This is a genomic window from Sphingomonas sp. ABOLH (assembly GCF_003951715.1).
Lineage (GTDB): Bacteria > Pseudomonadota > Alphaproteobacteria > Sphingomonadales > Sphingomonadaceae > Sphingomonas > Sphingomonas hankookensis_A.
The window spans coordinates 17849-30386 of the sequence record NZ_QQWV01000046.1; the positions used below are offsets into that span (position 1 = coordinate 17849).

General features: G+C 68.1%; 7 protein-coding genes and 1 pseudogene. 6 read left to right on the forward strand and 2 right to left on the reverse strand.

Annotated features, from left to right (window positions below; genetic code table 11):
- Window positions 1-116: 116 nt before the first annotated feature.
- Window positions 117-3032, reverse strand: coding sequence for a TonB-dependent receptor (locus CA237_RS16455; RefSeq protein WP_241215523.1), 2916 nt, complete (start codon window positions 3030-3032; stop codon window positions 117-119).
- Between the two features lie 456 nt (window positions 3033-3488).
- On the opposite strand from CA237_RS16455, the gene CA237_RS16460 reads away from it, so the two are divergent.
- From CA237_RS16460 to CA237_RS16490, 6 genes are all read left to right on the forward strand, one after another.
- Window positions 3489-5828: a penicillin acylase family protein gene (locus tag CA237_RS16460; RefSeq protein WP_126014883.1), complete on the forward strand. Its 2340-nt coding sequence runs from the start codon at window positions 3489-3491 to the stop codon at window positions 5826-5828.
- Window positions 5825-7420, forward strand: coding sequence for an amidohydrolase family protein (locus tag CA237_RS16465; protein ID WP_066689721.1), 1596 nt, complete (start codon window positions 5825-5827; stop codon window positions 7418-7420). The genes CA237_RS16460 and CA237_RS16465 overlap by 4 nt, the downstream gene beginning before the upstream one ends.
- A 306-nt stretch (window positions 7421-7726) precedes the next feature.
- Entirely contained in the window at window positions 7727-8764 is a 1038-nt protein-coding gene (gene dgcN / locus CA237_RS16475) for an N-acetyltransferase DgcN (RefSeq protein ID WP_066689722.1), read from the forward strand.
- Window positions 8722-9708 carry an N-acetyl-D-Glu racemase DgcA gene (gene dgcA, locus CA237_RS16480; RefSeq protein ID WP_126014877.1) on the forward strand — a complete coding sequence of 329 codons (987 nt, stop codon included), beginning with the start codon at window positions 8722-8724 and terminating at the stop codon, window positions 9706-9708. Before dgcN ends, dgcA begins: the two co-directional genes overlap by 43 nt.
- Window positions 9708-10946, forward strand: a complete 1239-nt coding sequence (locus CA237_RS16485; protein WP_066689724.1) for a dicarboxylate/amino acid:cation symporter — start codon at window positions 9708-9710, stop codon at window positions 10944-10946. Before dgcA ends, CA237_RS16485 begins: the two co-directional genes overlap by 1 nt.
- Window positions 10943-11827 (forward strand): LysR substrate-binding domain-containing protein, encoded by an 885-nt coding sequence (locus tag CA237_RS16490; RefSeq protein WP_066689725.1) that lies wholly within the window; start codon window positions 10943-10945, stop codon window positions 11825-11827. The genes CA237_RS16485 and CA237_RS16490 overlap by 4 nt, the downstream gene beginning before the upstream one ends.
- Window positions 11828-12220: 393 nt before the next feature.
- Here the strand turns inward: CA237_RS16490 and CA237_RS16495 are convergent.
- A pseudogene (locus CA237_RS16495) lies at window positions 12221-12424 on the reverse strand (serine hydrolase); the annotation flags it as partial.
- Window positions 12425-12538 lie beyond the last annotated feature (114 nt).

Genomic DNA, 12538 nt, shown 5'->3' on the forward strand with positions numbered 1-12538 from the left:
CCGTACCCCCGCGCGGGCGGGGGTCCAGAGCCGGACAACGCAACCTTGGCGTTCGGGACGCTGGCCCCCCGCCTGCGCGGAGGTACGGCATCATCAAGGACGAAGCGACTACCCCCTCACCGCGTCTGCATCCGGATGCCCACCCGGAACGCCCGGCCCAGCAGGTCCGAATAGGTGCTGTTCGCCGCCAGCCCGGTTTCGGGCAGCAGGATCGGTTCGCGGTTGAACAGGTTGGTGACGTTCAGGAACACCTCCCCCTTCGCGCCGCCGCCCATATCGACCTTGCCGGTCAGGTTGAGGTCGAAATAGGTCGCGCCGTCGATCCTGTTGCTGTCGATCGTCGGGAATTGCGACACGGTCCCCCCCGGACGCCCGACCGGGCAGTTCGTCGAACACACGATATAATTGTTCGAATAGGTCCCGCCGGCGACCCCGCGCGCGGTGCCGGTGATCGCGAAATTGTCGGTGTCGTAGCTGGCGTTGAAGCGATAGATCCAGCTCGGCAGGCTCGACCCGCCCAGCTGCCCGACGATATCGACCGGCACGACGTTCGGCACGCCGCTGTCGGTGATGTTGTCGATATAGCGCGTCGCCAATGCCTTGAGCGTCACATTGCCCGGCACGCTGTCGACCACGTCAGCCAGCGGCAGGCGATAGGTTGCATCGAAGTCCAGCCCGCGCACCGTCTGCCGCGCGAAGTTGAACGGGCTGGCGCGGAAGAAGAACTCGCGGTCCCCCGTCGGATCGGGACCATAGGCGGCGCAGAACTCGGTCCGCCCTTCGAAGCAGCGGTTGATGATATCCTGCGCAAAGAACTGGCCGATCGCGTCCTGCAGCTTGATGAGGAACCCGTCGGCCGAGAAGGAGAAGCCGGGGATGAAGCGCGGCTGCAACACCACGCCGACGCTGGTCGAATCGGCGATTTCGGGCTTCAGGTTCAGGTTGCCCGTCGTCGTCTCGCGGAAGGTGACGCCGTTGCGGTTGGTGAACGGATCGGTCAACGTGTTCGTACGCGACGTGCCCGCCTGAAACAGCTCGTTCAGATTGGGCGCGCGGATGTCGCGCGACCGGGTGACGCGGAAACGGATATCCTCGATCGGCTGCCACGTCGTGCCGACCTTCCACGTCGTCACATAACCCGACGTCGAATAATCGGTCGCCCGCACCGCGCCGTTGAACTCGACTCCCGACCCCAGCGGGACCACGGTCTCGAGATAGGCTTCCTTGACGTTGTAGCTGCCGAAGGTCGGCAGGAAGTTGCCGACCGACCATCCGGTCTGGAACTCGGTGGGCACATTGCCCGACACTTCTTCCTTGCGATATTCGCCGCCGACCGCGACGCTGACATCGCCGGCCCAGGTCGCAAAGGGCACGACCGACAGGTTGATGCCCGCCACCGTCTGCTTGAGCGTCTGGTCGCGATACGGATCGCCCAGCGCATAATCGATCGCGCCCTGGCTGGTGACGCCGACGCCCAGCCGGTTCATCGGGACGCAGCCATTGGTGGGCGCGGTCAGCGTCGAGCGGCAGACGATGGTGCCGGCGGCCACGCCCAGCGCATTGCCCGCCGGCGCGAACACCGCGTCGGTGGCATTGGCCATGCGCGCGACGTTCATGATGTCGCGCAGCTGCTCGCGGGCGTTGGTCTCGCCATATTGGCCATAGGCGCTCCACACCGCCTTGTTGCCGAACAGCTGGAAATCGCCCTCCGCGCCGATCGCGTAACGCTGCACGTCGCGGCTGCTGTTGTTCTTGCGATACGGTAGGTCGACGGCGGTGGTGCCGATCGTCACCGTCTGGATACCCGCCAGCCGCGCCGCGCCCAACGTGTTGATGAGGTACGCATTGTCCGCACGCAGCGTGGTCGTCGTCGTCAGCTGCGGCCCGGCGTTGAACAGCGTTTTCTGCCAGTTGTACGATGCCTCGCCGAACACCGTGATCCAGTCGGCCAGCTGATAGCTGACCCGCCCGAACACGCCATGCCGGTCGTCATCGGCGTCGAGGCCGATATTGCGCCCCTGATCGTTCAGCTGCCAGTCGCCGCCCTGCGTCCGCGTCGGTGCGCTGCTGCCGCCCAGCGCGGGCGAATTGAAGCTGCCATAGTTGAACTGGTTCACCGACCCGCCGGCACCGAAATAGATGCCGCGCAGCCGGTTGGCGGTGCCGCCGGTCGAATTCAGGATAATCCCACCCGGCGTCGCGTTCGCCACGCCGATCTGGTTCAGCGTCAGGAACTGCGGCAACCCGTTGGTATTGGTATAGGCCGGGTTGGTGACGACCACCCGCCCGCGCGCATTCCATTCCCGATCGACCTGGAAGATGCCGTCGCGATGCGCGACTTCCCCGCTCAGCAGGATATGCCCGCGCCCGTCGGCAAAACTCGTGCCGCCCGCCACGCTGAACGAGTAATTGAACCCGTCGCCATATTCGGTGATGCCGCTGTCGGCGGTGACCTTCAGCCCCTCATAGGTCTTGTCGAGCGCGAAGTTGACCACGCCCGCCACCGCGTCCGACCCATAGGCCGCCGACGCACCGCCGGTCACGATCTCGACGCTCTTCACCAGCGATTGCGGGAAGGTGTTGATATCGACCAGTCCCGTGACGCTCGACCCGACCGAGCGCCGCCCGTCGAGCAGCACCAGCGTGCGGATTTCGCCCAGCGCGCGCAGGTTCAGCGCGTTGATCCCGGCCAGACCCGAGCTGATCGCGAGGCGCGAGTTGGCGGGGCGCAAACTGCCCGCCACCGCCGGAATCTGGTTCACGAAATCGGCTAGGTTGTTGGTCGGCGAACTGTTCTGGATTTCCTGCTGGGTCAGCACGGTCAGCGGCGTCGGCGACTGGAACCCGTCGCGCACCACGCGCGATCCGGTGACGAGGATCTCGCCCTCCGCCTGCGTCTCGGCAGCGGTCGCCTGGTCGGTCTGCGGAACCGCGTCCTGCGCGAACGCTGGGGTCGCGATGCACAGCGCAGCGAGGCTGGTCGCGCGCGCCAGTGCCGGGAGATACCGCCGGAAGGGCATGGATGTCGTCATGGTTAGCTCCCCTTCGCCCGTTGGTCGGGCTGGATTTGTTACCGGATTGGTTCCTGCGGCATCGCCGAACCGATCGTAGCCGCCGTAGCGCCATCGTCGTTCGTGTCGAAGGCGAAAGCTGCGCGGTCGCAGGGACATGCGTCAAGCGATGCGCGGCTATTATCGCTTCGTCGGGCCATAGCCGCAGATTATGGGCAGCCCTGCCATAAACGCGCCCTATGGGCCGGGGCGCGGTTGTCATACCTGTCGCCGGCACGCTGTCCGTAGAGTGCGGCAACCTCAGCCTCACCCGTTCGTGCTGAGTAGAGGCTGAGCTTGTCGAAGCCTCGTATCGAAGCACCCTCGGCGGTCCTTCGATACGCTGTTTCGACTACGCTCAACAGCTACTCAGGACGAACGTGTACCTTTTGTGCGATGCCGAGCGCCGCATCGCATGACCAGCAAGGGATGCCGCCGATGATGAACCGCCGCGCCTTTTTACAGGGATCGGCCGCCGCGTTCGCGCTGGTGCCGATGGTCGCGGGTGCCGCGCCCGCGCCCGACACCCTCTCCGCCCCGATCGAGATCGTCGACGACATTTACGGCGTGCCGCATATCCGCGCCGCGACCATCCCCGACGCGTTCTACGGACAGGGCTATGTCGTCGCGCGCGACCGGCTGTTCCAGATCGATCTCGGCCACCGGCGGGAACTGGGCCGGCTGGCCGAAGCATTCGGCGCGGACTTCGCCCGGCACGATGCGGCGGCCCGCCTGTTCCATTATCGCGGCGACCTGGATGCCGAACTGCGCAAGGTGCCCGCCAATGTGCTGGAATGCACCCGCGCCTATATCGCAGGCATCAACGCGCGCATCGACGAGGTGCTGGCCGACCCGGCATTGCTTCCGCCCGAATACACGATCCTCGGGGTCCAGCCGATCAAATGGGCGATCGAGGATATGGTGCTCGCCCGCGGTGGCGCGATCGGCAATGCCGATGACGAAATCCGCCGCGCGCAACTGGCCGCGATCGGCCTGCTTGACCTCGACGCGATCGTCGCGCCCTTGCGTCCCAACTGGCAGATGACCGTCCCCGACGGCCTCGACACCGCCGCCATCTCGCCCGCCGACTTCGGCGTGTTGCGGCAGGGCGGCCTGCCCTTCGGTCCCGACACCCCGGTCCGCGATCCGGCCGAAGGTCCGATGGAACACGCCAATGCCGGCAGCAACGCGTGGACCGTCGCGGGCAACCGCACCGCGACCGGCCGCCCGATCCTTGCCAACGACCCGCATCTCGGCATCGGCGGCTTCGGCCCGCGCCATGTCGCGCACCTGACCGCGCCTGGCCTTGACGTGATCGGTGGCGGCGCGCCCGGCCTGCCCGGCATCATGCAGGGCCATACCGACCGCTTCGCCTTTGGCCGCACGAACTTCCATATCGACCAGCAGGACCTGTTCATCCTCGAACTCGATCCCGCCGATCCTGAACGCTACCGCCACAATGGCGGCTGGAAGCGCTTTACCAAGATCGACATCGCGATCCCGGTAAAGGGCACCGCCCCCTATGTCGCGACGCTGCGCTATTCGGTGCAGGGGCCGGTCGTGTCGCACGATCCGGCGAAGCGCCGCGCCAGCGTGCTGGCGTCGATCGCGATGCAGCCGGGCGGCGGCGGCGCCTTCGCGATGGTCGCCATCAACCTCGCCCGCGACTGGGCATCGCTCAGGAAAGCGTTCCGGCTCCACCCCTCGCCGACCAATTTCCATTATGCCGATACGCAGGGAAATACCGGTTGGCAGGTGATCGGCTTCGCACCGGTGCGCAAGCGCGGCGACGGGCTGCTGCCGGTGCCGGGCGACGGTCGCTACGACTGGACCGGCATGCGCGACTTCGCGTCGCTGCCCAACGAATATAACCCCAGGAAGGGCTGGTTCGCCTCGGCCAACCAGAACAACCTGCCCGCCGACTGGCCGCGCGACCGCATCCCCGCCTTCTCGTTCCGCGCGCCCTATCGCTACGAACGCATCGCCGACGTGCTCGCCGCCCAGCCGAAGCACAGCATCGCCGACAGCGTCGCGTTGCAGTTCGACACGGTCTCGACGCCGGCACGCCAGTTGATCGCGCTATTGCCCGCCACACCCTCCCCGGCCGGCGACATGCTGCGCCGCTGGGACGGCCGCCTGACCGCCGACAGCGGCCCCGCCGCGCTGTTCGAAATCCTGTGGCGCGATCTGGGCAAGCGGATGCTGGCTGCCATCGTCCCCGACCGGGCCAAGGCGCTGGTGACCGAAATCGACCCCTCGGTCCTGCTCGGCATCCTCGCGAAACCCGATGCGCGGCTACCGGCCACCGCCCGCGACGCGATGCTACGCGACGCGCTCGCCTCCGCCTGGACCAGCGCGCAGTCGCTGCTCGGCCGCGACCCTGCCGCATGGCGCTGGGGCAAGCTGCATCAGGTCCGCATCGCCCATCCCCTGTCGCGCATCCCCGCCATCGCCGCCGCCTTCCCCCCGATCGAGGGCGGCGGATCGGGCGGCGACAGCTACACCGTCATGGCACGCTGGCTGGGCGACGGCCCCGGCTGGCGCGTTGGCGGCGGAGCCAGCTATCTGCAGGTCATCGACGTCGGCGCATGGGACAATTCGGTATTCCTGAACCTGCCCGGCCAGTCGAACGACCCGCGCAGCCCCCATTACCGCGACCAGTACACCCCGTGGATCGCCGGCCAGACGCTGCCCCTGCTGTTCAGCCGCACGGCGGTGGACGGCAAGGCCGCGCGCCGTGCTACGCTGATGCCCCCGCCCAGAAGGATTCGCCGATGAAGCGCCTGCCCCTGATCGCCCTGTTCGCCGCGCTCGCCGGTCCGGCCGTGGCAGCCGCGCCCCGGGTCGACATCGTGATCCGTGGCGGCACCATCTATAACGGCGCGAACGCGGAACCGATCACCGGCGATGTCGAGATTGCCGGCGACCGCATCGTCTATGTCGGCCCGACCCGCCGGACGCAGGCGGCGCAGATCATCGACGCGAAGGGCCAGATCGTCGCACCCGGTTTCATCGACGCCCATACCCATCCCGACAGCTATATCCGCTCGACCGACGCGAAGGAGCGTCTCAACCTCCCCTGGCTGGCGCAGGGGGTGTCGACCATCGTCATCGGCGTCGACGGATACGGCACGCCCGACGTCGCGGAGGACGCGCGCAAGCTGATGGCGGGCGGCATCGGCACCAATGTCGCGCCGTTCGTCGGCTTCGGATCGGTGCGCGGCCGCGTGCTCGGACAGGACGACCGCGCCCCGACCCCTGCCCAACTGACGCAGGAAAAGGCGCTGGTGGCCAAGGCGATGTGCGAAGGCGCCTATGGCTTTTCGACCGGCCTGTTCTACGCGCCGCAGAGCTTCGCCAAGACCGACGAGGTCGTCGCCATCGCCCGCGAAGCCGCGATTCGCGGCGGCATGTACGACACCCATCAGCGCGACGAATCCAACTATTCGATCGGCCTCATCAACTCGACCAAAGAAGTAATCGAGATCGGACGGCAGGCGAACATGCCGGTCCATATCGCCCATCTGAAAGCGCTGGGCGTCGACGTCCATGGCAAGGCCCCCGAACTGATCGCCACGATCGAAGCCGCGCGCAAGGCCGGGCAGAACGTCACCGCCGACCAGTACCCGTGGCTCGCCTCCGGCTCCAGCGTCGATGCCTCGCTCGTCCCGCGCTGGGCGAACGACGGCGGCTATCCGCGCCTGATCCAGCGCTTCGACGACCCGGCGACGCTGGCGAAGATCAAGGTCGAAATGGCCGAGAATCTCCGCCGGCGCGGCGGCGCGGACTCGCTGCTGCTGACCAGCGCCGGGATGCCGTGGACCGGCAAGACGCTCGCCCAGATGGCGACCGCGTGGAAGCTCGACCCGATCGACGCCGCGATCAAGATCCTGCGCGTCGCCGATGCCACGGGCAAGGAACCGGCCGGCGTCTCGGTCGCCAGTTTCAACATGATCGACGCCGATGCCGACCTCATCATGCGGCAGCCCTGGGTCGTGACCAGCTCCGACGGATCGAACGGCCATCCGCGGCAATACGCCACCTTCCCGCGCAAATATCAGGTCTATGTCCGCGAGCGGAAGGTGATCACGATGCGCGACTTCATCCACCGCTCGACCGGCGCCACCGCCGACATGTACCGCATGGACCATCGCGGTTACCTCAAACCCGGCTATTATGCCGATGTAGTCGTGTTCGACCCGGTCAACTACGCCCCCCGCGCCACCTACGTAAACCCGCGCGTACCCAGCGCCGGCGTCAAGGCGCTGTTCGTAAACGGCAAACTAGCGCTCAAGGACGGCGCCACCACCGGCGCCGCCCCCGGCCGCGCCCTGCTGCGCCCGACGCCGAAGAACTGCCCCACCACCTAACCCTCACGTCACCCCGGGCTTGACCCGGGGTCCCGCTTCTCCTTCTTCCAACGCCAGCCAGGAAGCGGGACCCCGGATCAAGTCCAGGGTGACGGGTGCGACAACACCGTCGCCCCAGCGCAGGCTGGGGCCTCCCGCGGCGAGGCGCGCGCCGTACTACCGCAAGATCCCAGCCTGCGCTGGGACGACGTTCGTTGCGACAGCACCACCCATAACCCAACGCTATACCTCCCCGCGACAGCACGATATGACGCGCGCGGCCACCCCGCCCTATCCCGATGGTCCATACAGCCAGCAGGGTGCGCGATGATCCCCGGTCCCTTCCTCCTCTATCTCGGCCATTCCGACGACGCGGTCGGCATCAAGACCTCGCGCGGGGTTGCGGCCTTCCGCCCGGACGAATGCGTCGGCGAATGGCGCCACGACGACTGCCCGCTGACGCTCGGCCTCCCACGCATGGACGCCGCGCAAGGCCGCGCAGCCGGCGCCAACACCCTGATCCTCGGCATCGCCAATGCCGGCGGCAAGATGGGCGACGCGCTGATCCGCGATGCGCTGTCCGCCATCGCCACCGGCATGCACGTCGCCTCGGGCCTGCACCAGCGGCTGCGCGACGTGCCGGAAATCGCCGATGCCGCACGGCAAGCCGGCGTCCAGCTGTTCGACGTCCGCGATCCCCCCGCGAACCTGCCGGTCGGCAACGGGAAGAAGCGCGCCGGCAACCGCCTGCTGACCGTCGGCACCGACTGTTCGGTCGGCAAGATGTATTCGACCCTCGCGCTCCAGCGCACTATGGTCGCCCGCGGGATCACTGCCGATTTCCGCGCCACCGGACAGACCGGCATCCTGATCGCCGGCTCGGGCGTGCCCGTCGACGCGGTGGTCGCCGACTTCATTTCGGGCGCGATCGAGACGATCACCCCGGCGCGCAGCGATGACGGCTGGGACCTCATCGAGGGACAAGGATCGCTGTTCCACCCGTCCTTCGCCGGTGTCTCGACCGGCCTGCTCCACGGCGCCCAGCCGCGCGCGATCGTGATGTGCCACGACCCGGCGCGCGAGCATATGCGCGGGCTTCCCCATTACGCCGTCCCCGGCATCGCCGAGTGCATCGCCGCCAACCTGTCGGTCGCGCGCCTCACCAGCCCCGACGTGCAGGCGGTCGGCATCGCGCTCAACACGGTCAAGCTGCCCGAGGACGAGGCGCGCCGCCTGTGCGCGCAGACCGCCGACGCCCACGGCCTGCCCTGCACCGATCCCTATCGCTTCGGCGCGGACCCGATCATCGACTGGATGCAGACATGCTTCGACACCTCGACGTCGCCCATGACCGTTTCGGCCTGAGCACCCCGTTCCGCATTTCGCGGGGGGTGAAGACGGCGGCCGATGTCGTCACCGTCACCCTTCGCGAAGGCGGAACGATCGGGAGAGGCGAAGCCGTCCCCTATGCCCGCTATGGCGAGACGATCGAGGACACGATCGCCGCGATCCGCGCCATCGCCCCGGCGCTGGCCGACGGCGCCGGCCGACAGGACCTCGCCGCGCTGCTCCCCGCCGGGGCCGCGCGCAACGCGGTCGACTCCGCGCTATGGGATCTCGAAGCCCGCCTCGCCGGCACGACGGTCGCCGCCCTCGCCGGCCTCGACGAACCGGTTGCGCTGCCGTCCGCCATCACCATCGGCCTCGACACCCCCGACGCCATGGCCCGCGCAGCGGCCAAGGTCGCGACCGTGCCCCTGCTCAAGGTCAAGGTCGACCGCACCGACCCCGCCGCCCAGATCGCCGCGATCCGCAGCGTCGCGCCCTTGCCCCGCCTGATCGTCGATCCCAATGAAAGCTGGACGATCGACACGCTCCGGTCTTTACGCGAACGCCTGATCGAATGGCGCGTCGACCTGCTCGAACAGCCGCTCCCCGCCGGCGAAGATCATGACCTCGCCACCTTCGACAGCCCCGTCCCCATCGCCGCCGACGAAGCGCTCCACACCGCCGCCGATCTCGACCGCCTCGCCGGCCGCTACGACGTGGTAAACATCAAGCTCGACAAGACCGGCGGGCTGACCGAAGCACTGGTGCTGGCCGGCAGGGCGCACGCAAAGGGATTCGGGTTGATGGTCGGGTGCATGGTCTGTTCGTCGCTGGGCATCGCGCCGGCCATGCAGCTGGGCGGCCGGGCGTCGTTCGTCGATCTCGACGGTCCGCTGTGGCTGAGCGAAGACCGCGCAGGCGGCGTCACCGACCATGAAGGCATGTTGTCGCCCGCCACGCCGGGCTTCTGGGGCAATTGATGCGCCGCTGGTTCGCGATCCCCCTGTGGCAGCGCGTCGTCGCCGCGCTGTTCCTCGGCGTCGTGATCGGCCTGTTGTGGCCGGAGGGCGCTGCGGCGATCAAGATCGTCGGCGACCTGTTCGTCCGCCTCATCAAGATGCTGGTCGTGCCGGTCGTCCTGATCACCATCGCCGCCGGCATCGCCTCGCTGGGCGATCCGCGCCGGCTGGGCGGCATCGGCGGGCGAACCGTCGCGCTGTTCGCCTTCACCACGTTGGTCGCGGTGTCGATCGGCATGGGGTTCGGCCTGCTGCTGCAACCCGGCAGCGGCATCGCCCTGTCGGGTGTCGCGCCGCACGTCCTCGGCCCGCCCGTCACGCCTGCCGACCAGCTGCTCGGCATCGTCCCCGTCAATATCGTCGACGCGCTGGCAAAGGGCGACATGCTCGCCATCATCTTCGTCGCCGTCCTGCTCGGCATCGCCAGCGTGGTATCGGGCGAAGCGGGCAAGCCGGTCGTCGCCCTCCTTCAGGGGCTTGCCGCCGTCCTGCTCCACCTCGTCCGCATCGTGATGGAGGTGACCCCGTTCGGCGTCCTCGCCCTCATCGCCAATGCGGTGGCAAGCGGCGGCACGGCGGTGTTCGTCCATGTCGGCTGGCTGGCGCTGTGCGTCATCCTCGCCTCGCTGACCCAGATGGCATTTCATGCCGGGCTGCTGCGCTTCGTCGCGCGGTTGCCGGTGGTGCGCTTCTTTCGCGGGATCGTCGATGCGCTGATCGTCGCCTTCTCGACCGCCTCGTCCTCGGCCACCCTGCCGGTCGCGCTCCGGGTCAGCCAGGACAATCTCGGCATCGCCCGGCCCATCACCTCGACCGTGCTGCCCTTGGGCGCCAGCATCGGCAAGGACGGGACGGCGATGTATGTAGGCCTGCTCGGCCAGTTCGCGTTGCAGGCGCTCGGCATCGTTCCCGACGCCTGGATGCTCGGCGTCATGCTCGCGACCGGCGCCCTCGCCGCCTTCGGCACCGCGCCCGTTCCCTCCGCCTCGCTGTTCATGCTGGCGGCGATGCTCGGCGCGGTCGGGGTCGGCGCGGAACAGACCGCGCTGGTCGTCGGCCTCGTCCTCCCCTTCGACCGGCTGCTCGACATGACCCGCACCGTCCCCTCGGCCAGCGCCAACCTGACCGTCGCGACACTGGTGGCGCGCGCCGAACACGGGCTGGACGAGGCGCGCTATCGGGGCCAAGTGGCGACATGAACCTGCGCCACATCGAAATCTTCCACGCGGTCTACGTCAATGGATCGGTCAGTGCGGCGGCCCGCGCGCTCAACATCTCGCAGCCCTCGGTCTCCAAAACGCTGCGCCATGCCGAGACGCTATTGGGCTTCGAACTGTTCCAGCGCACCAACAGCCGCCTCGTGCCCACCGAAGACGCCCATGCCCTGTTCGGCGACGTCGCCGACATTCAGGAACGCGTCCGTGCCTTGCGCGAAGCCGGCCGCAACCTGCGCAGCGGCGGCGGCGCGACGCTGCGCATCTCGGCGCTGCCCAGCCTCGCCTTGGGCGCGCTACCGACCGCCGTCGCCCGCTTCATGGCCAGGCGCCCCGACGTCCGCTTCGACCTGCAGACCGTCCATCACGACGACCTGCTGCGCAAGCTGTACGAACGCGAGACCGACATCGCCATCGCCGCCGAAGTCCCGCGCGGCGCTCCGCTCGGCAAGGTGTGGCTGGGCGAAGGCGAACTCGTCGTCCTCTACCGCGAGGCGGACCTGCCCGGCATGGCGGCGCGGATCGACCTGCCGCAACTCGTCGGCCACCCCTTTATCACGCTGGCGGCCAGCGGTCCCATCGGCCAGCTCTTCGCACAGGAACTCGAACGCCTCGGCATCGAATTGCAGGAGGTCGCCTCCGCCCGCACCTTCTACATCGCCGCCGCGCTGGTCCGCGCGGGCGTGGGGTTGAGCGTCGTCGACAATTTCACCGCCGAAGCCTCGCTCGCCGACGGCCTCGCCATGCGTGCGTTGAAGCCCTCGCTGACCTTCGACGTCCACGCCATGCACCTGCTAGACCGCCCGCCCAGCGCGCTGGCCAGCGAGTTTCTGGGCGTGCTGCGCGAGGTGATCGAAGCGGCGTAAGGCGCACCGTACCCCCGCGAAGGCGGGGGCCCAGGGCAACAAACGACACCGCCCGCGGATCTGAACCCCCGCCTACGCGGGGGTACGCTCCCCGACCGTCACCCCGGACTTGATCCGGGGTCCCGCTTCTTCTTCCGCAAAAGCCGAAACGCCGCCTCCATTCCGGCCCCAAACGTCATCCCAGCCAAGGCTGGGATCTCCCCGTAGCGAAGCGCGTGCCTCGCCACACGAGGCCCCGGCCCACGTAGAAGCGACGAACCCTCTGCTTTCCTACAAACGCCGCCTCAGCTAACCCTGCGGACGCTCTTTCGAACCGCCGCAACCCGCCCCAAACCAAACGCCACCCAAAACCGCCACGAGTGTGAACTTAGTGAACTTTGCCCCCCAAATCCACTAACCCTTTGACATCGCATCAAACCCCGCCACCACCGCATCCCCCGTCGCCGGCCGCAACTCGAAAATCCCGCTATCGAAATGCCGCGTCGGATGCACTCGATTGGTCAGCAGCGTCCACGCCAGCCCGCGCTCGAAATCGACCCACAACCCCGTCCCGGTAAACCCGGTATGCCCGATCGTCCCCGCCGAGCACGCCTGCCCGCGGTCGAGCCGATCTATACCTATGGCGACGATCCGGCGCGCCGCCCACGTCATATTGCCGCAGGTCGGGGATCGCATCGGTCAGCGGCCGGTCGAGATCGATCCGCCCTTCGT